Origin of the sequence: Vitreimonas flagellata (assembly GCF_004634425.1) — a bacterium.
GTDB lineage: Bacteria > Pseudomonadota > Alphaproteobacteria > Caulobacterales > Aquidulcibacteraceae > Vitreimonas > Vitreimonas flagellata.
In genome coordinates, this window is record NZ_SBJL01000003.1 from 325,287 (window position 1) to 348,777 (window position 23,491).

Below are 23,491 nucleotides of genomic sequence, written 5' to 3' on the forward strand. Positions count from 1 at the left end.
TCTCGTATTCGGTGCGCGTGGCTGAGCTCAATCGTCATCCCGGCCGTAGCGAAGCGGAGAGCCGGGACCCAGAGCCGCCTATTCATCTTTTGCCCTGGGCCCCGGATCGCGCTCCGCGCGTCCGGGATGACGGAGACTCTTGATTGAAGGACGTGTGTGATGCCGGCTGGAAGCCGGCGGTCCGCTACTTAGTTGAACAGTGCTTGCATCCATTCGACGGCGTTGCCGAGTATGGCGACGCTGACGCGGGCGCCGACATAGACGGAAAGCACGGAGGCGAGGGCTGCGGGGATCGTCAGCAGCATGAGAATGCCGTCGCGTTGCAGAAGCGCGAGCGCGGTCATCGCCACGGTCATGCCGGGCGGCCAGTTCGCGAACGGGATCGGCAGGATCAGGATCAGCGCCATCAGCAGTGTTTGCAGGCCGATGACGATGGTCGCGGGAAAGCGTGTGAGCGCCGACCAGCGCGGCTTGATCAAATATTCGATGCGCTTCAGCGGCGGTGTCGCCACGCGCAGCGTCTTGCGCAGCGCCTCGCAATCGATGCGCATTTCGCGCATGCCGCGCGGAATCCAAAGTCGGTGCGAGCCGAACACCAATTGCAGCGCAGGCGCCAGCATCAGAAAGCCGAAGATGGTCGAGATGCCGGGGATGTTCGGGATGCACATCGGCAGCGCCAAAACAAGCAACAGCACGCCGTGCGCGCGCGAATCGAGTCGATCCAGCAATTCGCCAACGCTCACGCTCTCGCCTGGAAACGCCTCGACCAGATCGTCCAGGAGGGCGGAGGCCGCGTCAGAATGGGCGGCCGGGGAGGCGGAGGGCGGATTCATGTGGGCTGAATGCAGCGTCACATGGGGCGCCGGCGGAAGTTTGGCTAGGTGGTTGCGACGTTCAGACGTCATCAACCATACCGGCGTACTCCCCTTATTTCATGCGCGTCCGTTCGCATCTTGCCGCTCTCGGCCTCGCCCTCGCGGTCGCCAGCTGCGCAGGCTCGGAGCCGCCTGCCGAATTGTCAGGGCTGTGGAGTGCCGGGCCGGCGGCGTGCGAGGCGGGTGTTGGCGTTCGTTTCGAGCGCGATGCGATCGAGGTGGTCTATGCACGGCAGACCGAAACCCTGTTCGACAATCCCCGCTACGAGCTTGAGCGCGGCGGCGACAATTTCCGCATTCGCATCACGTACGACCTGCCGCGCGTGGCGGGCGGGGCGCGCACGGTGGGCGCGCATGGCGTGGTCGTGCTGATGCGCACCAATGACGGGCGCATTTCGCCGGAGATGCACAATCTGGTCGATGGGCGCACGGGTGCGGCCCGGACGCGGATCGTTGATGATCCGGCAGTGACTGCGCTTTCGTTGCAGCCGTGCGGAGCGCATCCGTGGCGCGAGGGCCTGCGCGGGCGGCTCAACACATAGAAAAACCGCCGGCTTTCACCGGCGGCTTTCCCATTTTGCCCGGGCTGAGGGCGATTTTAGTTCGACGCTTGCTGCGTGACGGGCGCAGCGTCGCCGTTGCAGCGCGCGAGTTCGTCGGCGGTGAGTTCAGCGCCTTCGGGGCCGTAGGCGCTGACGCGCACGCCGGCTTCACGGACGAATTGGCGGCAGGCGCGAACGCTGGCGGCGTGCTGGGCGCGGGCGCGGCAGGTGTCGCCTTCGCAGGTCCAGATCGTGTTTTGCGTGATGTATTGCGTGCGTTCGGCGACCGGCGTGTCCAGCTTCACGGTGAAAACACCGGCGTCGCGGGCGTAAGCCGCGCCGACGAGGGCGGTCGAGGCGAGCGCCGCCACGACGACAGATTTGATGATATTCATGAGCGATTACCCCTGGTGATCGCGCTTCTGGGGAGGAGCGCAGGGGCACAATGCCGGGCGGCGTCGGGGCTGACAAGAGAAAATTGAAGGAAACGAAAAATATTCACTGGATAGTGATTACGGGCGCGTAAGGCGGGGCTATGGGGCTCCGCCCTTATGGTCAAAAAAGCCCAACCGCGTTTCTGCAGAGTGCGCTAGTAAGGGCGTCTTGCTGTGGCGCGCGCGCGGGGATGGCGCGCGTGAAAAGGCGGAGGGGATCAGGCCATGACTTTGTACAAGTTCGGCGTGGGCGTGGTGCTCGCGGTGGCGATGACGGGCGTACTGACGATGAGCGCGCTCGTGTTCAGCTCGCGCGATTTCCAATTCGGCGTGGCGCAGATTTCGCCGTCGACCAATGGGCTGATCTCGTTCGCGCAACTCGAAGAGGTCGATCGCCAGGTGCAGGAGATCGAAGCGGAGTCCGCGGGGCCGCGCGGTGAGCAGTTGCAGATCGAACAACAAATCGCGACGCTAGATGCGGAAACGCAAACGGCCGAAGCGAACGCGAACGACGCGCGCGCGGCTATGGTCGGCGCGATCGCGGAAATTGAAACGCGCGCCAATGTCGCCACCGCCGAAAGCGCGGCCGCGGATATGAGCGCGCAGGGCTTGTCGCAACGGATCAATGCGTTGGCGTCGCGGCCGGGCTTGCCGCCGGCGGATCAGCAAGGCGTGGCGCAGCTGCAGGCGCAAGTGCAGCAGCTCGCAAGCCAAGAGGAGAATTTGGACGATCGCGGCGCGGAGCGTGCGCAATTGGTGGCGCGTCAGCGTTTGGTGGCGGGGCAAGTGGCGGAAGCCAACCGCCGCGTGTTCGCGCTGCAGCAGACGGTGGTGCCAGACTATGAGCATTTCACGCGCGTGCGTGGTGAAGCGCATGCGCTGGCGGCGATGAGTCCGTTGGGTGTGAGCGCGTTCTTGGCGCAGGGGCATCCGGCGTTGTTGTCGACGGTGCTGGTGTTGCTGATGGGCGCGCTGGGCTCTTTGCTCTATCTTTTCCCAGCGTATCTCAATCGGCCTGAGCCGGTGACGATGGCCGAGATCGTGGTGCGCCTGATCTTCGGCATGTGCGCCGCACTCGCGTTCTATGTGTTGGCCAACGCGGCGATCGCGGGCTTCTCGATCGCATCTTCGGTGCAGCAGGCGACGACGTCGTCGATGCTCAATCCGTTCACGGTGTCCCTGGTCGGGATCGTGGCCGGCGTGTTGTCGGAAGACATCGCCAAATGGATCCAGGATCGCGGCCGTGGGATTTTCACCCAGGGCGGCGGGAGCGCGCCGGCGCCGAGCACAGCGGCTGCGCCAGCGTCCTCGAACAACAACGATGACGGCCCGCCCGGCGGGGGGCTCGTGAACAATCAGGCCATTTCTTGAGCTAAAGCGCGGCAGCACAGCGCGGCTCGGGCTCTTTCGCAGCAGCGAAGGGGCGTCTAGGGTGCGCGCCGAAAACACTTGAGGAGACGCCGATGGGCCGCGCAGTTATCGTTTCTTACGCTCGTACGGGCCTCGCCAAATCGGGCCGCGGCGGGTTCAACAACACGCACGGCGCGGCGATGGCGGGGCACGCAATCAAACACGCGGTGGAACGCTCCAAGCTCGATCCGGCCGAGATCGAAGACGTGGTGCTGGGCTGCGGCGCGCCGGAAGGCGCGACGGGCCACAACGTGGCGCGTAACGCCGCGATCTGGGCTGGCCTGCCGGTGACGACATCGGGCGCCACGATCAATCGCTTCTGCTCGTCGGGTCTGCAATCGATCGCGCAAGCGGCGCACTACATCACCAATGAAGGCGCGAAGGCCGCGGTCGGCGGCGGTGTTGAATCGATCTCGCTGGTGCAGATGAGCGGTCAAGCGAACCGCTTCCACTACACCGAAGAACACCTGATGAAGACCAAGCCCGAGCTTTGGATGGCGATGATCGAAACCGCCGACATCGTGGCCAAGCGCTACAATGTGAGCCGTGAGTATCAGGACGAATATTCGCTGCGCTCGCAACAACGCATCGCGGCGGCGCAAAAGGCCGGCCTCTTCGACAACGAAATCGTGCCGATGGCGACCAAGATGAAGGTCGTCAACAAGGAGACGAAGGAAGAGAGCATTGTCGATTACACAGTCACGAAGGACGAGTGCAATCGCGCCGACACCACGCTCGAAGGCTTGGCGTCGCTGCAGCCGGTGCGTGGTCCGGGCAATTTCATCACTGCCGGCAATGCGAGCCAACTCTCGGATGGCGCCGCAGCCGTTGTGCTGATGGACGAGAAGGAAGCGGAAAAGCGCGGCCTGCAACCGCTCGGCCTCTTCAAAGGTTTCGCTGTTGCTGGTTGCGAGCCGGACGAAATGGGCATTGGCCCCGTGTTCGCTGTGCCGCGTCTGCTCGAGCGCCAAGGCCTCAAGGTCGATGACATCGATCTTTGGGAGCTCAACGAAGCGTTCGCGTCGCAATGCCTCTATTCGCGCGATCGCCTCGGCATCGATCCGGAAAAGTACAACGTCAATGGCGGCTCGATCGCCATCGGCCACCCGTTCGGCATGACGGGCGCGCGCCTCGTTGGCCACGTGCTGCTGGAAGGCCAGCGTCGCAAGGCCAAGCACGCTGTGGTGACGATGTGCATCGGCGGCGGCATGGGTGCAGCCGGTCTGTTCGAAGTGTTCAGCTAAGAGCTGAACACTCAAGGGGGCGCGTGAGATGAAGCGGATGATCCTCGCCGGATTGGCGGCTCTTGGCTTGGCGTTGGCTGCGTGCGGCCAGCAGCAACAAGCGCCGACCAGCGGCGAGGAGACGCCTGCCGCGCAAGCGCCCACGCTCAACACCAATATCGGTCCAGACGGCGCGGCGGGCATTTCCACCGCGCTGTCGATGGATGTGGCGAGCGTGCGTGCGGCGGCGCCGCTCTATGACGTGGCGCTGGTGGAAGACCAGGTCGAAGGTGAACCCTTCATGGCGATCACGCTCTCCTCGGCTGGCGAAGAAATATTCCGCGCCTTACCGACGGCAGACGGCCGCCACATCCATTCGATCGTGACGCGCGCCACGCAGGCGCACAGCCCCACGCAAGAAGTGGTGGGCGCCGCACGCTTCGCCGTGGCGCCGCCCGAGCAGGTGGAATTCTGTGGCGCAGAGCTTGTGGACGGCAGTCCAGGCTTTGCATGCTCCACCGCCGAGGACGGTAATTTTTGGCGCGTCTATAAGGCGCCGGAAGGCTATGACGGTCCGAGCGATCCGTTCGACGCGATCGATCCGGACGTGCTGCACGATTCCGTATTGGTCGAAATGCGCTGGATCGCGCCGCGCGTTTAAGGGCGCGCTATTCCGCTATTTTGTGCACGCTGGAGGCCGCGGCGATGCGCGCGCCGCCAGCCGAAAAGAGTTCGGCTTCCACGAACATGAGCGTCCGCGTTTGACGCGCGATGCGGGTGCGGATTTCGCCGAGGGCTGCATCGTCCGTCAGCGTCATTTCCATCGACACGAGTTTGGCGCCGGCGCGTTCGGCGCGCGCGGCGGCGTTCAATGCTTCAGCAAATTGCGCCGCGATTTGAGCTTCGCTCATTGGGCGCGCTTCACCGCGGCCATGATGCGCTCGTGCGCGACTTCGACGGCGGCCCATTCGCCGACGCTCGCCATCTTGCCGGGTTCGAGATCTTTGTAGTGGGTGAAGAAGTGGCCGATCTGCGCGACGAGCAGCGGCGGCAGATCTTCGTGCGTCTTCACGTCGGCGTAGAAGGGGTTCAGCGCATCGACGGGCACGGCGAGGATTTTTTCGTCTTCGCCTTTTTCGTCGCTCATCAGCAGCACGCCGACGGGGCGGGCGCGGATCACGGCGCCGGCGACAACAGGCATGGGAGTGACGACCAGAATGTCGATCGGGTCGCCGTCATCGCCGAGCGTGTTCGGGATGAAGCCGTAATTGCTCGGATACAACATCGACGTGTGCAGGAAGCGATCCACGAACAGCGCGCCGGAGCGTTCGTCCAACTCATACTTTACCGGCAAACCGCCCTGCGGGATTTCGATGAAGGCGTTGACCTCGTGCGGCGGGTTTCTGCCCGGCGGAATAAATCGAACGTCCATAGCGCCACTCTTTCAGAACTGCCGTCATCCGGCCCGCCCAAGGGGCCGGGATGACGGCGCTTAAAGCATCGGCGTGTTAAATCACATCTTCTTCTTCAGCGGCGCCAGGTCTGCGAAATTGGGCGCCCGTTTTTGCGCCTTGGCGGCGAAAGCTTCCATCATGTGCGGGGGCGCGAACATGCCAGCTTGCCAGGTGGCGATGTAATCGAGGCCGTCGGCGATGGTATGGTCGCGCGCGTAATTGATCATGCGCTTGGAGCCAGCGACCGCGACCGGCGCTTTCGCGGCGATCTCGGCGGCGATCTCCATCACGTGCGCCAGCATCGCCTCTTGCGACGGGAAGGTCTCGTTGACGAGGCCGATTTCCTTGGCGCGTTGCGCGGGCAGGCGCCGACCCGCGTAAGCAAGCTCGCGCACCCAACCTTCGGGGATGAGTTTGCAGAGGCGCGGGAAGGTGCCGACGTCGGCGGTCATGCCGATATTGATTTCTTGGATTTGGAAGAACGCGTCTTCGGTTGCGTAGCGGATGTCGCACGCGGACACGAAATCGACGCCGCCGCCGATGCAGCCGCCCTGGATCGCGACCAGCACCGGCATGCGCGCATTGTCCAAGCAATTGAAACTGCCCTGTAGCGTCAGCACGAATTGCCGGAAGGCTTCAGCGCGCGAATAGGGGTCGCCGCCGCTTGCGCCCACGCCTTCGCCGTCGGTGAAGACGGAAAGATCCATACCGGCGGTGAAGTGCTTGCCGGTGGAGGAAATGACGATGACGCGCGCTTTGGCGTGATCGTCGATGTCATGCACAAGCGCCGGCAATTCGTTCCAGAATGCGCGCGGCATGGAATTCATCGCCTCGGGCCGATTGAGCACGATGTGGGCGATGTTGTTCTCGATGCTGAGCTTGAAGCAGGTGGTTTCCGTCATGGCGTTTGCTCCCTGAGCGGGAGGTTAGCACGGGCGGAAAGCGCGGTCGCCGGTGTCGCTACGCGAAGCAAGCATCGACGCCGCTATGGGCGTGGCGTAAACTTCCGGTGAGGACGCCATGCAGCACCCGAAAACACTCCAGCGCCTAGCAGGTTTGATCGCCAAACCGAAAACGCCTGTCTCGCTTGAAAAGATGGACGAGGCTATCGCCGCCGGCGTTGCGCAGCAGAAGTCGACCAGTTCGACGCGTCGTAAGCGCAAATGGTCGTGATGCGAGGCTAAGGCCGTAGTCGCTCGTGTAGCGCGGGGATCTCCATGAGTGCGGCGGAGCCGTACCAGGGATAGGCTTCGTAGGCGAAGACGCCGGCTTCAACGGCTGGATCGGTGGCGACGAGAGCGGCGGCTTCTTCGATCGTGCTGACGGTGAAAATGAAGATGCCGCGATACTGACGCTCATTGGCGCCGAGGGGGCCGGCGACGACGAGGCGGCCTTCGTCGGCGAGGCGGTTGATGTTGGCCATGTGGCCGTTGAAGAGGCGCGTACGCTCTTCGTCGGAGAGGTTCGTGGCGGGGCCGGTTTTCAAGATGACGAGCACGTATTGGCGCATGCCGCGCTCGTCGGCGCCGACGCGTTGGGCGAGCGCTGCGTCGTAGCCGCTTGGTGCGGGCGGCGCGGCGGGCGCTGTGGCGCAGGCGAGAAGCGCGCTGCAGAGGGCGAGGGCGGCGAGGCGCATGATTGTGCTCCGTTTCACGCGCCTAAAGGGTGGGCGCCGGCTATTCAACGAGCTGTTATGAGCCAGGCGTCGCTGCCGAGTGCGAACGTGTTGAGGATTACGCTTCCGCCAACGAACAGCAGAACAAAGCCAACACAAAGTATCGCGGGAGAAAGTGAGGCAATCTTATTGGTCAGGCGCATTCCCAAATGCTAGCGAAACCGTAGCCGTACGTCACGCTTAAGCGAACACGACGCCCGTCAGCACGGCGGCGTAGTGCACGCCGGCGGCGGCCATGACGAAGCCGTGCCAGATGGCGCGGCGGAAGGGGAGATTTTCGGCGACGTAGAAGGGGATGCCGATCGTGTAGAGGAGGCCGCCAATGGCGAGCAGAATGATGCCGGCGAGCGGCACGCCTTCAACCATCGGCCCCATCGCGGCGACGACGAGCCAGCCCATCACCACATAAAAGGCGATCCAGATCTTCTTGCCGATGTTCGGCAGGAAGAGTTTGCCGGCGGCGCCGATGATCGCGAGCGCCCAGATGATGGTGGTCATCGAGATCGCCCAGGCGCCGTCGAAACGGATCGTGGTGAAGGGCGTGTAGGTGCCCGCGATCATTAGGAAGATGGCGGCGTGGTCGAAGCGGCGCAGCAGCGATTTGCGCTTATGGTTCTCGGCCAGATTATAGGCCATCGAGCAGCCGATCATGGTGATGACGCAGATGGCGTACACGCCGACGGCCGCCGCCATGCCGAGCCCGCCTTGCCAAATGGCGAGGCCGAGGCCCACGCCCACAGCGAAGGTGAACACGCCGAGCGCCACGCCATGCACCCAGCCGTCGACGAGTTTTTCCAGGCGCGTCGGGTAATGGAGGTTGGGGATCAGGTCAGAGAGCGTCATCGGAGGGCAGCATGCCGCATTTGTACGGCGGTGTCAGGGCCGGATCGGTCACAGATGGCGACGAAATGTTGCGCTATGCTGGAACCATGCAGAATCATTTCGCTCGGCGCGTGTTTTTAGCTTCGCTCTTGGCCGCCGCCGCTTCGCCCGCGTTGGCGCAGCAGCAGCGTATCCTCGATAGCTTGACGCAAGCAGATGCGAGCCGGGGCATTCGCGATGCTTTGGGCTTGGCGGCGATGAACGCGACGACGCGGTTGGGCCAGCCCAATGGGTTCTGGAATGACGGGCGGGTGCGGATTCCGTTGCCAGGCGTGCTCGGCCAATCGCAGCGCACATTGGCGGGGTTCGGCATGTCGGCGCCGTTGGACCAATTGCAGGAAAGCCTGAACCACGCCGCCGAACGCACCATGCCGGAGGCGGCGGGGCTGTTCACCAATGCCGTTCGGACAATCACGATTGGCGATGCGATCGATATCGTGCGCGGCGGCGCCGACAGCGCCACGCGCTATTTACGCGGCCGCACCGAGACGCGGCTGACGACATTGCTGAAGCCGCCGATGACGGAGGCGCTGACGCAGTCGGGCGCGTTTACCTTGATGCGCACGGCGCTGCGTGAAGTAGGCCTCGCCAGCATGACGCGCGATCTGCGCACCGAAGTGATCAATTTCGCGACCACGAAAGCCATCGAAGGCGCCTTCTTTTTCATCGCCGAAGAAGAGCGCGCCATCCGTCGCGATCCGGCGCGGCGCACGACGGATATTCTACGCCGGGTGTTTGGCTAAATGTTCGCGCGGCAAGCGAGCCATGCTGCGTTGCGCTTGATTGATCGCGGCCGCGTCGTCATGGTCCGCGCGTGACAGAGAATTCAGATTTTCGCCGCGTAAGCTTTGAGCTGCCGGGCGGGCGCATGGCCGGCATCGCTTTCGGCGCCGAGACGCCGGCGCCCGACATCGTCTTCATCCACGCCACCGGCTTTAACGCGCGCACGTATCGTTCGCTGCTCGCGCCTTTGGGCGATCGCTTTCATGTGCTGGCGCTGGACATGCGCGGGCATGGGCTGACGACGCTGCCGGCGCGCACCTTTGGCTACACGTCGTGGGGGCGCCATCGCGACGATCTGATTGCAGTGCTGGAGCATTTCAACGCGCCGGTGACGCTCGCGGGCCATTCGATGGGCGGCATCGTCTCGCTGCTGACGGCGGGCCAGCGCACTGATCTTGTTTGCGGGCTGGCGCTGATCGATCCGGTGATCTTGCCGAGTGCGGGTTACGCCGTGTCGCAAATGCCGTTCGCGCCTTTGATCCAGCGCCACACGATGGGCATGGCGAAGGGCGCTGCGAAACGCCGCTCGGAGTTTGCCGATCGCGCGAGCGCTGTCGAAGGCTTCACCGGGCGCGGTATCTTCAAGACGTTTCCGCGCGAGGTGATTGAGGATTATGTCGCCGATGGTTTGATCGAGGACGGCAAAGGGGGCTTCAAGCTCGCGTGCCGGCCCGAATACGAAGCGGCGACCTATTGCGCGCAACGGCATGATCCGTGGGGCGCGCTACGCCGCGTGACCGATCCGTTGGTGCTGCTGCGCGCCGAGCGTCAGTCCACGATCTCGGAGGCGGCGATGCATCGGATTGCAGCGCTCAAGCCGGATGCGCGTGTCGCCACCGTCGAAGGCGTCGGCCACATGATCCCGATGGAGCGGCCCGATCGCGTGCGTGCGGCCATCGAAAGCGCGCATCTGCTCGCGCGCGCTGGGCGCAAATACCACGACGCTTTGGTGCAATAGCTAGATCTCGAGCGCGACCAAGCGCTTTTCCATCCGCGCGCGCACTTCGGGGCTCGCGGTGATCGTCTTGCGCGTGGCGATGTCGAATGTGAGCGCGGTGACTTCCATGCTCATCCAGGTTTTGCCGCTGGCTGGATCGCAGAGCCAGTGCACCAGGCGCAGCGTCTTTTCGCCAACCTCGATGATGCCGGAATAGATTTCGATCAGATCGCCGGGGCGCGGCCATTGGCGATAGATGTAGCGCGCCTCAACAACGGCGCCGGCGGGGGCCGCGCCTTTGCCAGCGGCCGCATCCGCGCGCCATTGCGCGAGCAGGTTCGGCACGGAATCCGATACGCGCCCCATCAAATGATCGAAGCGCATGCGGCCGAACGTGTCGCAATGCTCGGCGAGCACCATCGCGCCGCCGATGCGCAATGCGCCAAGTTCAATCGCACGATCGCGGCTGGCTTCGCCGGGCGCCTTCGTCACGTCGACAGAGCGCGGCTTGGCGTGTGCAGGTAATTCGACCTGCAGGCGTTTCGCAGCATCGCGCGTCCGCGGCGACCAGCCGAAGGGGCGGAAATCGCGCGTGTCCGTGTGCGCGACTTTGAGTGTGAAGCTTGAGGACGAAGCGCCGTCCGCGTGGCGCATGTCGAGGCAGAATTTGGCGTCGGTTTCGCCCATCTCGGCCACGCCGCCATGCATGACGAGCGGCGCGCCGGGTAGCGCTTCCTTGTTGAAGCGCACATGCAATTCGAGCGGCGTCAGCGTCGAGGCCGCCGCGCTCGTGAAAGCGCGCGGCAGTTCTAGCGCATGCGCCATGTGAGCCAGCCCGATATAGGCGCGCTCGAGATGGAAGCGGATATTGAGATGGCCGCCGTCGTCGCATTCCCACGTATTGACGCTGCCCTGATAGAGCGGCGCGGGCAGAGGCGCAGGCGGATTGCTCATGCGGCGTGCTGGCACGTCGCGCAGAGGCCGCTGGCTTCGATCATGGTGCGGCGAATGGTGAAGCCGTCTTTCTTGGCCGCTTCGCCAAGATCGATGAGCGCGTGGCCGGCGTCGAACTCTTCGGCAGCGCCGCACTTTTCGCAGATCAGGAAGATGGTGGAGCGCTCGCAGCCGCCGACTTCGCAGGCGACGAAGGCGTTCAAGCTTTCGATGCGATGGGCGAGGCCCATCCGCACGAGAAAATCGAGCGCGCGATAGATCGTCGGCGGCTTCGCGGTCTTGTCGCCGTCTAGCAGCGGGAGGAGATCATAGGCCTTCGCCGGCGCGTGTTGTGTGATGAGCAATTCGAGCACGCGGCGGCGCAACGGCGTCAGGCTTTCGCCCGCCGCTTGGCAGGCTTGCTCAGCCTCGGCCAATTGCGTCGTGTGGTCGTGTGCGCAGTGCGTGTGTGCCATGCCGGCCATGATCGCAGGGTCCGTCCTTTCGCGGAAGATGGGGAGCGGCGCGCGAGAATTTGAGATCAAATTCGTCTCACGCGCGGAATAGAACTTTACAAGAACATCTGACTCGCGTACCAATCTGGAACATAGAGCGAACGAAGAATTTCGAGGGGCATAAGCAATGAGCGAAGCGATCTTCCGTGGTTTGTCCGGCCGTCTGCACCGTTTCAGTGTGCATCGCCCGCATGAGGATTTCGCGTCGGCTCCGGCCGTCTATTGCTTTGCCCGCCCAGGCCCTGGCGGTCGCGGCTGGACGCCACTCTTCCTGTCCAGGACGGGCAATCTTTCCAAGCGCTTAGCCAATCACGAGCAATGGCCGGAAGCCAAGCTCCTGGGCGCCACGCACATCCTCATCCACGAGCACGACGAACGCGACGCCCGCGAATATGTCGAGGCCGACCTCGCCGAAGCGCTCCGCCCGGTGATGAACGGCCCCTTCCTGGAAGCCGAGGTCGAAGAAGCTGAGAGCAATCTCCGCCTGATCTGGGCGGCTTAAGGCTCCTGACCCGAAGTTCCAAAAGAGAAGAGGGCGCTCCTTTGCGGGAGCGCCCTTTGAGTTTGCTACGAGGGTTTATGCTTTAGCGCGAGCCTTGCGGCGTGGGCCTTGGCGCGGGGCGGGGCTCCGGCCTTGGCTGCTGCGGCAGCGGGTTGAGGGCGGCTGCACTTGAGGCGGCGCGCGCGAGTTGAAGGAATTCCGCGCGCCAGCCGAATTCGTCGCGGCCGCGTGCGGTTTGCGCGAGATTGATCACGTCGTCCCAATCATAACCCTGGTCGAGATAGGGATCGCCGCGCAGCAATTGGCCGTAGCCGGCGACGGCGGTGGCCCAGCGCGCCGATTCATTCGCTTGTGCGATGGATGCGACGGCGTCGGCGTTGGTGATCGGGCGTTCGATCAGGCGCGAATTGTCCTCGCCTGGCAGCTTGTAGCGAATGCGCAGGAAGGCGAGTTCGTTGGCTGTGCCGGCGGCGGGGCGTTGGCCCGGCTGATAGCGCAGCTCATCGTTGAACGTGCGCCCGCCAACGGGGACGATCTCATAGATCGCGGTGACCGAGTGGCCGGCGCCGATTTCGCCCGCATCGACTTGGTCGTTGTTGAAGTCCTCGCGGCGGAGCATGCGTGTTTCGTAACCGATCAGGCGATATTCAGCGACGCGTGCGGGATTGAACTCGACCTGGATTTTCACGTCGTTGGCGATCGAGAACATGTTCGACGCCATTTCGTCGCGCAGCACGCGGCGGGCTTCGTTCAGCGTATCGATGTAGGTCGCGATTCCGTTGCCGTTTTGCGCGAGGCGCTGCATCAGCGCGTCGTTGTAATTGCCGCCGCCGAAGCCGAACACCGAAAGATAGATGCCGGTTTCGCGCTTGCGCGAGACGAAGTCTTGCAGCTGTTGCGGGTCGTTGATGCCGACGTTGAAATCGCCGTCGGTGCCGATGATGACGCGGTTGATGCTGTTGCGATTGAAGTTCTGTTCGGCCAGCGCATAGGCTTGGCGTAAGCCTTCCGCGCCCGCGGTCGATCCGCCCGGCTGCAACGAATTGAGCGCCGCCAGAATGCGACCGTGTTCATTGCCCGGTGTCGGTTCGAGCACCGTGCCGGCCGCGCCCGCATAGACCACGATGGCCACGCGATCGCGCGCATTGAGCTGATCGATCAGCATCGAGAAGCTTTGCTGCAGAAGCGGCAGCTTGTTCGGCGCGTTCATCGAGCCCGACACGTCGAGCAGGAGCACGAGGTTCAGCGGCGGGCGTTCGCGCGGCACGATATTGTAGCCCTGCAAGCCGATATGCACGAGCTGGCGGCCTTCGGCCCAAGGCGAGGGCGCGACGGTGACACTGGTGGAGAAGGGTTGCTCGCGATTTTGCGGCAGCGGGTAATCGTAGCGGAAATAATTGACCAGCTCTTCGATGCGCACGGCGTCGCGCGGCGGCAGACGGCCTTGGTTCAGCATGCGGCGCACGTTGGAGTAAGAAGCGGTGTCGACATCGATGGAGAAGGTCGAGACCGGATCATCGGCCACGACGTGGATCGGATTGACCTCAACGTCTTCGTAACGCTCGCGGTCCACGTCGCCCGGCATCGGTTGCGGCGCGGTCTGTGCGTAAGGCGCGGCGACAGCGCCCAACATGCGTTGCTCCATCATCGGCGCTGGCGGCGGTGGTGGTGGCGACGGCGGTGGAACCACCGGTGCTTGGTCGCGGCGATTGCCGGTGACGACGACGCTTTCGTCGCTCTCTTGCGCGGTTTGCGTGGATGGCCCGGCGCATGCGGCGAGTGCGAAGGCGCACGCCATCAGCGCCGCGCGAGCGGAATGTTTCAGCATGGATGGTCCCTCCCGACCCGTCCGGACACGGTGTGTGTGACGCACCACGAAAGCGCGCCGAACACGGCAAGTGTGCGGCATGTGCGCGGCGTTTTGTGAACACACGCGCGTGAATCACGCGCTTGTGTGAATTAGGTCGCTCTGGAGTGTCAACGCCGGCGCCGTTCGCGTTCGGCTTGGAGGCGCTGCTGGGGTATCCAATCGCGGACGATGTCATCGAGCACGCTCAAAGGTACTTCGCCATTGAGCAGCACGGCGTCATGGAAGCCGCGCAGATCGAAATCGGGGCCGAGTTCGTTGCGGGCCATCTCGCGCAGACGCGCGATTTCGCGTCGTCCGAGTTCGTAGCCGCAGGCCTGGCCGGGCCAGACGATATAGCGATCGACCTCGGTGACGATCACGCCCGGCGCATCGCCCGTGGTTTGGATCAGATAATCGATGGCCTGCTGGCGCGTCCAATTTTGTGAATGAAGCCCGGTGTCGACGACCAAACGCGCGGCGCGCCAGAGCTGCCAGCGCAGATAGCCGATGCGGCCGACGGGATCGCCGTCGTGGAAGCCGAGTTCGTCGGCGAGTTCTTCGGCGTAGAGCCCCCAGCCTTCGCTATAGGCGTTGAAGGTGATGAGCCGCGTGAGCAGTGGCGCGTCGCTCAATTCTTGCGCCAGAGCGATCTGGAAATGGTGGCCTGGAACGGCTTCGTGGAAATCCTGCGTCGGCAAATCGATGCGGGTCATTTCGCCGAGATTGCGCAGATTGATGTAATAGATGCCGGGCGTGCGGCCATCGAGAGAGGGCGGCGAGTAATAAGCCCCGGGCGAGCCCTCTTCGGCGAACAGCGGCACGCGGCGCACTTCGAGCCGCGCTTGCGGCAGGCGGCCGAACCATTGCGGCGCGCGCTCCGTGAAGCGGCCGACGCGACGCTGCACATCGGCCATCAATTCAGCACGGCCTTCGTCCGTATCGGCGTAACGATAGCGCGGATCGGCCGTCATTTGGCTCAGGCGCTGTCCGATCGGACCTTCTGTGAGGCCAACGCGGCGGAGTGCGATGTCGAGTTCGCGGTTGAGCGCGTTGACACGGTCGAGGCCGATGCGATGGATTTCGGCGGGCGTGAGATCGGTGGTCGTCTCGATGCGCAAGGCGGCGGCGTAATATTCGGCGCCTTGCGGGAGATTAGAAACGCCGGCGTTGTCTTTCGCATTGCCGCGATCAGTGCGGAGGAATTGCGCGGCGCGCTGGTGTGCGGGGATGATGTTGTCGCGCACAATGATCTCAGCGCGCGCCAACAAAGCCAGATTGGCGCGTTCGATTTCGGCGCGGCGGTTCACGTCTTGCTCGGCGGCGGCGAGCGCATCGAGTTTGCGGCGGAAGCTTGTGATGTAAGGCTGCGACATGGGCGCGACCTGCAGCACGCCTTGAAGCGCATTGAAGGTGGCGTCCATGATGAAGCCAGGCGGGCGCACGCCTTGCGCTGCGTCGAGACGCGCGCGCTCGGTTTCTTGATCGATCGCGGTGGCGACTGCGCGCAGACGCGCGAGATAGTTCTCAGCGTCGGCGACGTTGGCGATGGCGTGACGTTCGTCGAGGAAGGAGGGCAGCGTGAGAAACGCGCTGTCCATCTGATTGAGCACGTAGGGGCGCATGCCGGAAAGCGCGGTGAACTCGCCATAGGGAAACGCAGCGGCTGCGGCCGTGTTGGCGAATTGCGTTTCAAGAATGGAATAGGCGCGTGCGTTGCTTTCGCCGACCGAAGCGCGATCGATGGCGCGCAATTCGGCTAAGCGGCGCAATGCTGCGCTGCGACGCGCCTCGACGGCGATTGCGGAGCGATCGTCAAGACGTGCTGCATACGCGCCGCCCGCTGCATCATCGGAGACGCCCGATTGCGAGGCGAGTTCAGGGCTATCGGCAAGGATTTCGCGCGACCAATCGTTAAGCCGGCCCTCGAAGGCGGTCAGGGGTTGCGCTTGGCGCTGGCCGCATGCGCCCAGAATGAGGGCCAAGGCCAATAGAGCCGCCGAACCAATCCGTCCCATGTTCCCCCACAAGTTCCGCCCGAAAACCCGACATAGCATGCGTCGCCCGGTGGAAAAGCGGCCCGGGCGCAGCTCATTTGCGGTCCACTGTTGCGGTCGGCCCGCATTCGTGGTTGGACATCGCCCCTGTGGTAGGGAACTCGCGGAGACACCCATGACGACCGCCCAAGGCGGCCAGCAGACGCTGGGCAAAATTCTGTTCTATCGCCAGCTTGAGCCGCTCTCGATTGAGAAGCATCGCTCACTCGGCGTAAGCCAAGTCTCGACACCGTTCTCGTTCTTGGCCGACACGCATCTCGTGCCGCTCACGGTGGACGAGTTCGGCCTTGCGGCTGTGTGCTATCCGATCATTTTCGACACGCAGTCGAAGACGCCGCTTGCTGTCATGGGCCTCCGCCCCGGCATGAACGTTTTCCTCGGCGCTGACGGCTCGCTTGATCCGGAAGTGTATCTGCCTGCGTTCGCGCGCCGCTATCCGTTCCTGCCGGTGATGGCGGGTCAGGAAGGCCAGCAACAAGCCGCTGAGGGTGGCGACCGCGTGCTCGTTTGCATCGATCGCGCCGCGAAGATGCTGTCCTCGACGCCGGAAATGCCGTTCTTCGAGGGCGACCAACCGTCGCGCTACACCCAAGAAGCGATCCAATTCTGCAAGGAATTCGACGTTCTGGGCCGTCGCACGAGCGAATTCGTGAAGCTGATGGATCAGCACAATCTGTTTGAGCTGACCCCGCTCGCGCTGCCGCGCGCCAAGCCGGACGGCACGCCGGACGAGCCGATGAAGATCGGCGAGTATCTGCGGATCGACGAAAAGAAGCTCAATGCGCTTCCGAAAGAAACCTATCTCGAGCTGCGCGATCGCGGCGTCACTGCCGTGATGCACGCGCACCTGCTCTCGCTGGGCCTGTGGCCGAAGATCCTGAGCCGCGCTGCGCGGATTCAGGCTTCGACGCCGCTCAGCAATTAAGAGCGTCGCTCGTACGTATAAGAGAGCGCCTCTCCCTCGCGGGAGGGGCGCTTTTTCTTTGGGCGGGCTGCCGGACAGGCGGTCGCACTGGACGGTTCGGCTGGGGAGCTTATGTCGCCAAACATGCTGCGATTTCTTGCTGGACTGATTTTTCTCGCGTTTTCATTCGCCGCTCCGGCGATGGCGCAGCCTTTGCCGGGCGAGCGGCAGGTCGAAGGCTCGCTGCATGCGGCGCGCGCGGCGGTGGCGCCGGGCGAGACGTTTACGATCGTGCTGCGTCAGAACATTCGCGAGCACTGGCACACCTATTGGATCAATCCGGGCGACAGCGGTGAGCCGACGGAGCTGACATGGGCGGCGCCGCAGGGCTGGGAGATCGGGCCGATCCAATGGCCAACGCCGCAAGCGATCCCGTTCGCGATGCTGGTGAACTTTGGCTACGAAGGTGAAGTGCTGTTTCCGATCGAGGTGACGGCGCCGGCGAATGCTCCTGTGGGCTCGACGGTGACGTTGCCGGTGAATGCGTATTGGCTCGTTTGCTCCGACATCTGCATTCCCGAAGAAATGGATTTGACGTTGGATGTCGCCATCGCCGCGCAAGGACGCGACGATCCGCAATGGGCGCCGCGTATTGCCGAAGCTGTGGCGGCGCTGCCTAGCAATGCGCAGCGTGTCGATGCGCGCATCACCAGCGGCGCACCGGCGCGTCTGAGTGTGGCGCTGCCGAATGCGCGTGAGCTACGCAATCTGCGCTTCTTTGCCTTCGATCGCGACGTGATGCGCGCGGGCGAGGCGCAATCGGCGCGCGTCGGCGCGGGCGGGGCGAGCTTTAATCTGACGCCGGGTGTGGCGAACAATCTGGGCGCCGTGCCGCTGGCGGGCGTCGTCGCTTACGAAGCGCAAGACGGCGGCGCATGGGTGTTGCGCGGCGTAGAGATTGAAGCAACGCCAGGTGAGGTGATCGCGGGCACGGATGAAATTGCGGCGCAGATCTCGGATGATTACAAGCTGTCTGAGCTTGAGGGCGGTGGCGCTGCGCCTGCTGTGACTGTTGAGCCGTTGTCCGCAGTGGCGTTGATTGCTGCGCTTGGCTTAGCGTTTTTGGGTGGTTTGATCCTCAACATCATGCCGTGCGTGTTGCCGGTGCTGTCGGTGAAGGCGCTCTCGTTTGCGGGCGGTGCGCAGAATGGCGAAGCGCGCAAGCATGGCGCGCTTTATTTTGCTGGCGTGATGGTGACGTTTCTGGCGCTGGCGGGCGTGCTGATCGCGTTGCGCGGCGCGGGCGAAGCGGTGGGCTGGGGTTTCCAGTTACAAGCGCCGTGGGTGACGAGTGCGTTGGCGCTGTTGTTCTTTGTGATCGGCTTGAATTTGCTCAGCGTGTTCGAGTTTGGCGGTTCGCTGCAGAACGCGGGCTCGGGGCTCGCCACGCGCGGCGGCGATGCGGGCGCGTTCTTTACGGGCGCGCTTGCGGTGATCGCGGCGACGCCGTGCACAGCGCCGTTCATGGCGGGCGCGATCGGCGCCGCACTCACGCAATCGGCTGGTGTGACGTTGCTGATCTTTGCCGCGCTCGGCTTGGGTTTCGCGCTGCCGCTGACATTGCTGCATTTCCTGCCGGGCTTGCAGAAACTTGTACCGAAGCCGGGGCCGTGGATGGAGCGCGCGAAGAACGTGCTCGCGTTCCCGATGTTTGGCGCAGCCGTGTGGCTCGTGTGGGTGTTGGCGGAGCAGACGGGCTCGGCCGGCGTGATGGCGTTGTTGAGCGTTGCGGCGGCGTTGGCGTTTGCACTGTTCGTGGCGCGTTGGGGCCGCGTGTGGTTGGCGATTGGCGCGGTGGCGCTTGTGGTGACAGGCGCGTTGATGTGGCGACCGTTGGTGGGCGCGCAAACGCAATCGGTGCTGGTCTCGGAAGCTTGGTCGCCGGAGCGCGTGGCGGAACTTCAGGGCGAGGGGCGCGGCGTGTTCGTGAATTTCACGGCCGCCTGGTGCGTGACCTGCAAGGTGAATGAAGCCACCTCACTCGCGACACCGCGCGTGGCGCAGGCGCTCGCGGAAGCCAACGTGGCCTACCTCGTCGGCGATTGGACCAATCGCGATGAAACGATTGCGGGGGAACTCGCCGCGCATGGACGCGCGGGCGTGCCGCTCTATCTGTTTTATCCGGCCGATGGCGGTGCGCCCCAAGTGTTGCCGCAGATGCTGAGCCAGGATTTAATTCTGCAGACGATCCAGGGAGAGACGGAATGAACGAGATGTCACGACGCGCACTTCTGATCGGCGGCGGCGCGCTGGTCGCGTTTGGCGCTGCGGGCGGCGTCAATATGCTGCTGAGTGAAGAAGCGCAGGCGGCGATCGCGAACGGCGCCCAAGCGCCAGATTTCTCGGTGCAGGACGCGAATGGCGCAACGCGTACGTTGACGGAATTCCGTGGGCGCACGGTAGTGCTTGAATGGACCAACAATGGCTGCCCGTACGTGCGAAAGCATTATGACTCGCGCAACATGCAGACGCTGCAACAAGAAGCGACGTCTGATGGCGTGGTGTGGCTGCAGATCATTTCGTCCGCGCCGGGCGAGCAGGGCTATCTCGATGCGGCCGGCGCACGCGCGCGGGTGCAAACCGATGGCGCTTCGCCGACGGCGACTTTGCTTGATCCGACGGGTGTGGTCGGCCGCGCCTATGGCGCGCTGACGACGCCGCATATGTACATCATCAATCCGGCGGGCGTGTTGGTGTACCAAGGCGCGATCGATGATCGCCCGTCCGCGCGTCCGTCGTCGTTGGAAGGCGCAACGAATTATGTGCGTGCAGCGCTCGCCGATCTCGACGCTGGCCGCGCCGTGCGCACAGCGCAAACGACGCCGTATGGCTGCAATGTGAAGTACGCGACGTAGGTCGCCCCTCAGTCGCTTCGCGACGGCTCCCCCGTAAACGGGGGAGCATTCTATTTCTGGCTATCGGCCGCCATGCTCGCCGCGATCGGGGCGAGTTGGATGGCGTCGTCGGTGAGCACGCGCAGATTGGTGAAGGCGGCGGCGCGCTCGGCTTCGGTGTCGGCGTCGCGGAATTCGCTCATGCGCAGGCGCGCGTCGGTGGCGATGTCCTGAAAGATGCAGGGCAGCTCTTGTTCGACGCCAGCCTCGTTGAGCGCGATCGAGAGGCGCTCGGCGTCGCCGGAGAAATCGGCCAGATCGGCGAACAGGCGGGGCGTGATTTCGGTTTGGGCGTTGAGGGCGCGGGCGCCCGTTTCAACCTCGGACGATAGTGCGGAAACGTCGGTGAGCGCGAGCGAGCTCAGGAACGTCAAAGCGGCACAACTCAGCATGACGGGCCTCCCAGCGCCGATGGTAGGCATAGCCGCTGCAAGGCGGGCGCCGGATACTCTGTTCTGGGGATCGGGTTCTCGGGATTGGGGATTGGGACGATTGGGCCGGCCTTGCCCAAAGCGCCCCCAATCCCTAATCCCCAATCCCTAATCCCGCCCCGAGAAACATCATGTCAGACACTAACGCCAATCGCCCGAAGCCCCGCCGCGCGCGGGGGCTGATGGATCGGCGCGGACCGGGGCTGGCGCTGGAGCGCGGCCTGATCCAGCGTATCGCCAAGGTGTACGAGACCTGGGGCTTTGAGCCGTTGGAGACGCCGGCGTTCGAATACGCCGACGCGCTGGGCAAGTTTCTGCCGGACCAGGATCGCCCGAACGAGGGCGTGTTTGCGCTGCAGGACGACGACGAGCAATGGCTGGCGCTGCGCTATGATTTAACCGCGCCGCTCGCGCGCTTCGTGGCCGAGAATTTCGACGCGCTGCCGAAGCCATATCGCCGTTGGGCGGCGGGCCCGGTGTGGCGCAATGAAAAGCCGGGGCCGGGGCGCTTCCGTGAATTCTGGCAGTGCGATGCTGACACCGTGGGCGCAGCTTCGCCGGCAGCAGACGCGGAAATGATCGCTGTTGCGTGCGCTGGCCTGGAAGCGGCGGGCGTGAAGCGCGGCGGATATCAGGTCAAATTCTCGACGCGTAAATTGCTCGACGCGGTGTTGGAGAACATCGGCATCGCGGCCGATGCGTATTCGACGCGGCTTGTCGTGCTGCGCGCGATCGACAAGTTCGATCGTTTGGGACGCCAAGGTGTTGAGCTCTTGCTCGGCGATGGCCGCAAAGACGAGTCTGGTGATTTCACCAAGGGCGCGGGGCTCGACGCGAAGCAGCGCGCGGCCGTGATCGATCTGGTGATGGCGGGCGCAGGCTCGCGCGGCGATGTGTTGGCGCGTTTGGCCAAACTTGCGGGTGAGGCGGCGATCGCGGAATTGCGCGAGATTGATGCAGCGCTTTCGGCGCTTGGCATGGATGATGCGGCCGCGGCGATCGATCCGACGATCGTGCGTGGGCTTGAATATTACACCGGCGCGGTGTTCGAAGCGCAGCTGATCGGCGAGGGCGGGGCGAACTTTGGTTCGGTCGGCGGCGGTGGGCGTTACGATGACCTTGTCTCGCGCTTCCGAGGCGAACGCATTCCGGCCACGGGCTTCTCGATCGGTGTGTCGCGCTTAGCGGCGGCGTTGCAGGCGCAAGCGGCGGCTGAGGCGGATGGGCCGGTTGTTGTGCTGGTGATGGATCAGGCGCGCATCGCCGACGCGTTGGGCATGGCCGCTGAACTGCGGGCCGCTGGTGTGCGCGCGGAGGCCTATCTGGGCGGCGGCGGCATGAAGGCGCAGCTCAAATATGCCGATAAGCGCGCAGCGCCTGTGGCCGTGATCCAAGGCGGCGATGAATTGGCCAAGGGCGTCGTCACGCTGAAAGATTTGAAGCTCGGCGCAAGGATCGCCTCGGAATTTGGCGAGGACCGGGAAGCCTATGCCAAGGCGCGGGAGAAGGTGCAGCAAGACGCGCCCCGTGCTCAACTGGTGGCTGCCGTCAAGTCCATGCTCGGTTGATTTCGTGGCATTGGCGAAACAAGCAGCATTCTTTGGTTAGCGGCGCGCAAAAGTGCGACAAACTGCCTTGACCGACGAAGGGTATATCGTCAGTCTGCCACTCGATCGCCGCAAAGCGTCGTCTGGCGGTCGCGTTTCGGGGAGGAGACGCCCTCTTATAAGCGACGCTCGCGGCCCGCGCCTCAAAGCGCGGGCCGTAGTCGTTTTAGCGGCTTTGTTTGATTAGCGGGCTTGTTTGAAGCTTTCGCGTCAGCCGCGCGGCGGGGCGTCGATATTTTCGATCACCCCGCGCGCTTCGGCCAAATCTTCCCCCGGCCCCAATGTCGCGTGCGCGCCTGGCGCAAGCTTGCGGCAGCACCACCAAAGCACGGCGAGGCCGGCCAGCGCGGAAATGAGCGAGCCGCCCAGCACGCCGAAGCGCACGGGCGTGGCGATGTCGCCGGCGCCGAAGGCGAGGTTGCCAATAAAGAGGCTCATGGTGAAGCCGATGCCGGCAAGCATCGCTGTGCCGATCATCTGCATCAAGGTGCCAGGCAGGCGTTGGCGGAACGCTGCGGAAGCGACGAGCGCCGCGATCGTGATGCCGATCGGCTTGCCGAGGACGAGGCCTGCGGAGATGCCGAGTGCGACCGGGTGCAGCAGCGCCTCGAGACCCGCGCCGTGCAGCACCACGCCGGCATTGGCGAGCGCGAAGATCGGCATGATGGCGAATTGCACCCAGCGCTTCAGTGCGTGTTCGGCGGTGATGAGCGGGGAGCCGCCAGCCTTGTCGCGCATCGGTACGGCAAGCGCCGTCAGTACGCCGGCGATGGTGGCGTGCACGCCGGACACCAGCATGAAGCCCCAAAGCACGAGCCCGAGCGCCCAGTAGAAAAGCAGATTGGTTACGCCGCCGCGGTTCATCATCAGCATGACGAGGAAGGTCACGGCAGCGCCCCCGAGCGCCCAGCCGGTCAAGTGCGTCGAATAGAAGAGCGCGATCACGACGATGGCGCCCAAATCGTCGATGATGGCGAGCGCCAACAGGAAGAGGCGCAGGCCCCCCGGCACGCGTGGGCCGAGCAGGGACATCACCCCCAGCGCAAAGGCGATGTCGGTGGCGGCCGGGATGGCCCAACCGCGCAGATATTCAGGATGCGAGAGATTGATGGCCACATAGATGAGCGCAGGGACGGCCATGCCGCCGATCGCGCCGGCCATTGGCAGCGCTGCTTCGCGTGGGTTTTTGAATGGGCCTTCGACGGTCTCGCGCTTCAGCTCAAGGCCGACATAGAGAAAGAAGATCACCATCAGCGCGTCGTTGATGACGAGGTGCAGGTTCACCGCGTGCGCGGCGGCGCCGAATCCCACGGAAAGGCCGGCGATTTGGTCCTCGAGCAGGTGGTGGAAGGCCTCGCCCGTCGGCCCATTCAGAAGAATGAAGGACAGGATCGTCGCGGCGATCAGAATGTAGCCGGGTGTGGTGTCTTTATCCCACCAGGATGTCGCCTGACCTTGCGCGGCCGCCATCAACTTGCTCCTTCTTGCTTGGGCGCGAACCTAAGGCGCTGATCTCACGAGGCAATC

At 64.1% G+C, this 23,491-nt stretch carries 25 protein-coding genes; 12 read left to right on the plus strand and 13 right to left on the minus strand.

All coding sequences use genetic code 11. From position 1 onward, the window contains the following. Positions 1 to 188: 188 nt before the first annotated feature. Entirely contained in the window at positions 189 to 833 is a 645-nt protein-coding gene (locus EPJ54_RS14460) for an exopolysaccharide biosynthesis protein (protein WP_167755743.1), read from the minus strand. A gap of 101 nt (positions 834 to 934) precedes the next feature. Between EPJ54_RS14460 and EPJ54_RS14465 the strand changes: the two genes are divergently transcribed. Next, on the plus strand, positions 935 to 1,417 hold the full coding sequence (locus tag EPJ54_RS14465) for a hypothetical protein (protein ID WP_135212444.1): 483 nt from the start codon (positions 935 to 937) through the stop codon (positions 1,415 to 1,417). A 56-nt stretch (positions 1,418 to 1,473) separates the two neighbouring features. On the opposite strand, the gene EPJ54_RS14470 is transcribed toward EPJ54_RS14465, so the two are convergent. Then, complete coding sequence (locus tag EPJ54_RS14470; protein ID WP_135212445.1) at positions 1,474 to 1,812, minus strand: DUF8200 family protein; 339 nt, start codon at positions 1,810 to 1,812, stop codon at positions 1,474 to 1,476. A 264-nt stretch (positions 1,813 to 2,076) separates the two neighbouring features. On the opposite strand from EPJ54_RS14470, the gene EPJ54_RS14475 reads away from it, so the two are divergent. The 3 genes from EPJ54_RS14475 to EPJ54_RS14485 all read left to right on the plus strand — a co-directional run bounded on the left by EPJ54_RS14475 (position 2,077) and on the right by EPJ54_RS14485 (position 5,145). Further along, the gene (locus EPJ54_RS14475) at positions 2,077 to 3,222 is read left to right on the plus strand and encodes a hypothetical protein (protein WP_135212446.1); all 1,146 of its coding nucleotides are present in this window, start codon (positions 2,077 to 2,079) and stop codon (positions 3,220 to 3,222) included. Between the two features lie 92 nt (positions 3,223 to 3,314). Continuing rightward, entirely contained in the window at positions 3,315 to 4,505 is a 1,191-nt protein-coding gene (locus EPJ54_RS14480; protein WP_135212447.1) for an acetyl-CoA C-acyltransferase, read from the plus strand. A 28-nt stretch (positions 4,506 to 4,533) separates the two neighbouring features. Next, a complete protein-coding gene (locus EPJ54_RS14485; RefSeq protein ID WP_135212448.1) occupies positions 4,534 to 5,145 on the plus strand; it encodes a hypothetical protein in 612 nt (203 codons plus the stop codon). Between the two features lie 7 nt (positions 5,146 to 5,152). Here the strand turns inward: EPJ54_RS14485 and EPJ54_RS14490 are convergent, their stop codons facing one another. The 3 genes from EPJ54_RS14490 to EPJ54_RS14500 all read right to left on the minus strand — a co-directional run bounded on the left by EPJ54_RS14490 (position 5,153) and on the right by EPJ54_RS14500 (position 6,840). Beyond that, positions 5,153 to 5,395 (minus strand): hypothetical protein, encoded by a 243-nt coding sequence (locus tag EPJ54_RS14490; RefSeq protein WP_135212449.1) that lies wholly within the window; start codon positions 5,393 to 5,395, stop codon positions 5,153 to 5,155. Beyond that, positions 5,392 to 5,916, minus strand: coding sequence for an inorganic diphosphatase (gene ppa, locus EPJ54_RS14495; protein ID WP_135212450.1), 525 nt, complete (start codon positions 5,914 to 5,916; stop codon positions 5,392 to 5,394). The genes EPJ54_RS14490 and ppa overlap by 4 nt, the downstream gene beginning before the upstream one ends. Before the next feature lie 81 nt (positions 5,917 to 5,997). Beyond that, positions 5,998 to 6,840, minus strand: a complete 843-nt coding sequence (locus tag EPJ54_RS14500) for a crotonase/enoyl-CoA hydratase family protein (protein ID WP_135212451.1) — start codon at positions 6,838 to 6,840, stop codon at positions 5,998 to 6,000. A 118-nt stretch (positions 6,841 to 6,958) separates the two neighbouring features. Here EPJ54_RS14500 and EPJ54_RS19885 point away from each other — a divergent pair, with 118 nt between their 5' ends. After that, entirely contained in the window at positions 6,959 to 7,111 is a 153-nt protein-coding gene (locus tag EPJ54_RS19885) for a hypothetical protein (protein WP_167755744.1), read from the plus strand. Between the two features lie 7 nt (positions 7,112 to 7,118). Here the strand turns inward: EPJ54_RS19885 and EPJ54_RS14505 are convergent, their stop codons facing one another. Together EPJ54_RS14505 and trhA are read right to left on the minus strand one after the other, a co-directional pair. Next, positions 7,119 to 7,574, minus strand: a complete 456-nt coding sequence (locus EPJ54_RS14505; protein ID WP_135212452.1) for a YciI family protein — start codon at positions 7,572 to 7,574, stop codon at positions 7,119 to 7,121. 219 nt (positions 7,575 to 7,793) lie between these two features. Beyond that, a complete protein-coding gene (trhA, locus tag EPJ54_RS14510) occupies positions 7,794 to 8,456 on the minus strand; it encodes a PAQR family membrane homeostasis protein TrhA (protein WP_135212453.1) in 663 nt (220 codons plus the stop codon). A gap of 11 nt (positions 8,457 to 8,467) precedes the next feature. Here trhA and EPJ54_RS14515 point away from each other — a divergent pair, with 11 nt between their 5' ends. Next, complete coding sequence (locus EPJ54_RS14515; protein ID WP_135212454.1) at positions 8,468 to 9,238, plus strand: DUF4197 domain-containing protein; 771 nt, start codon at positions 8,468 to 8,470, stop codon at positions 9,236 to 9,238. A 71-nt stretch (positions 9,239 to 9,309) separates the two neighbouring features. After that, the gene (locus tag EPJ54_RS14520; protein ID WP_135212455.1) at positions 9,310 to 10,236 is read left to right on the plus strand and encodes an alpha/beta fold hydrolase; all 927 of its coding nucleotides are present in this window, start codon (positions 9,310 to 9,312) and stop codon (positions 10,234 to 10,236) included. Here EPJ54_RS14520 and EPJ54_RS14525 read toward each other — a convergent pair whose 3' ends face one another. Continuing rightward, positions 10,237 to 11,169, minus strand: a complete 933-nt coding sequence (locus EPJ54_RS14525; RefSeq protein WP_135212456.1) for a thioesterase family protein — start codon at positions 11,167 to 11,169, stop codon at positions 10,237 to 10,239. It abuts the gene before it with no gap. Beyond that, positions 11,166 to 11,633, minus strand: a complete 468-nt coding sequence (locus EPJ54_RS14530) for a Fur family transcriptional regulator (RefSeq protein WP_239590946.1) — start codon at positions 11,631 to 11,633, stop codon at positions 11,166 to 11,168. Before EPJ54_RS14530 ends, EPJ54_RS14525 begins: the two co-directional genes overlap by 4 nt. 157 nt (positions 11,634 to 11,790) lie before the next feature. Between EPJ54_RS14530 and EPJ54_RS14535 the strand changes: the two genes are divergently transcribed. Beyond that, entirely contained in the window at positions 11,791 to 12,165 is a 375-nt protein-coding gene (locus tag EPJ54_RS14535) for a hypothetical protein (RefSeq protein ID WP_135212457.1), read from the plus strand. Between the two features lie 82 nt (positions 12,166 to 12,247). On the opposite strand, the gene EPJ54_RS14540 is transcribed toward EPJ54_RS14535, so the two are convergent. Together EPJ54_RS14540 and EPJ54_RS14545 are read right to left on the minus strand one after the other, a co-directional pair. Next, complete coding sequence (locus EPJ54_RS14540; protein WP_239590947.1) at positions 12,248 to 13,993, minus strand: vWA domain-containing protein; 1,746 nt, start codon at positions 13,991 to 13,993, stop codon at positions 12,248 to 12,250. A gap of 149 nt (positions 13,994 to 14,142) precedes the next feature. Continuing rightward, positions 14,143 to 16,029 carry a DUF885 domain-containing protein gene (locus EPJ54_RS14545; protein WP_167755745.1) on the minus strand — a complete coding sequence of 629 codons (1,887 nt, stop codon included), beginning with the start codon at positions 16,027 to 16,029 and terminating at the stop codon, positions 14,143 to 14,145. Between the two features lie 154 nt (positions 16,030 to 16,183). Between EPJ54_RS14545 and EPJ54_RS14550 the strand changes: the two genes are divergently transcribed. From EPJ54_RS14550 to EPJ54_RS14560, 3 genes are all read left to right on the plus strand, one after another. Continuing rightward, entirely contained in the window at positions 16,184 to 16,993 is an 810-nt protein-coding gene (locus tag EPJ54_RS14550) for a SapC family protein (protein ID WP_167755746.1), read from the plus strand. A 123-nt stretch (positions 16,994 to 17,116) separates the two neighbouring features. Beyond that, complete coding sequence (locus EPJ54_RS14555) at positions 17,117 to 19,240, plus strand: protein-disulfide reductase DsbD family protein (RefSeq protein WP_167755747.1); 2,124 nt, start codon at positions 17,117 to 17,119, stop codon at positions 19,238 to 19,240. Next, positions 19,237 to 19,887, plus strand: a complete 651-nt coding sequence (locus EPJ54_RS14560; protein WP_135212462.1) for a thioredoxin family protein — start codon at positions 19,237 to 19,239, stop codon at positions 19,885 to 19,887. The genes EPJ54_RS14555 and EPJ54_RS14560 overlap by 4 nt, the downstream gene beginning before the upstream one ends. Before the next feature lie 50 nt (positions 19,888 to 19,937). Here EPJ54_RS14560 and EPJ54_RS14565 read toward each other — a convergent pair whose 3' ends face one another. Continuing rightward, positions 19,938 to 20,318: a hypothetical protein gene (locus tag EPJ54_RS14565; protein ID WP_135212463.1), complete on the minus strand. Its 381-nt coding sequence runs from the start codon at positions 20,316 to 20,318 to the stop codon at positions 19,938 to 19,940. Between the two features lie 170 nt (positions 20,319 to 20,488). Between EPJ54_RS14565 and hisS the strand changes: the two genes are divergently transcribed. Next, the gene (gene hisS, locus EPJ54_RS14570; protein ID WP_135212464.1) at positions 20,489 to 21,925 is read left to right on the plus strand and encodes a histidine--tRNA ligase; all 1,437 of its coding nucleotides are present in this window, start codon (positions 20,489 to 20,491) and stop codon (positions 21,923 to 21,925) included. 249 nt (positions 21,926 to 22,174) lie between these two features. Here hisS and nhaA read toward each other — a convergent pair whose 3' ends face one another. Then, positions 22,175 to 23,434 (minus strand): Na+/H+ antiporter NhaA, encoded by a 1,260-nt coding sequence (gene nhaA, locus EPJ54_RS14575; protein WP_135212465.1) that lies wholly within the window; start codon positions 23,432 to 23,434, stop codon positions 22,175 to 22,177. Positions 23,435 to 23,491 lie beyond the last annotated feature (57 nt).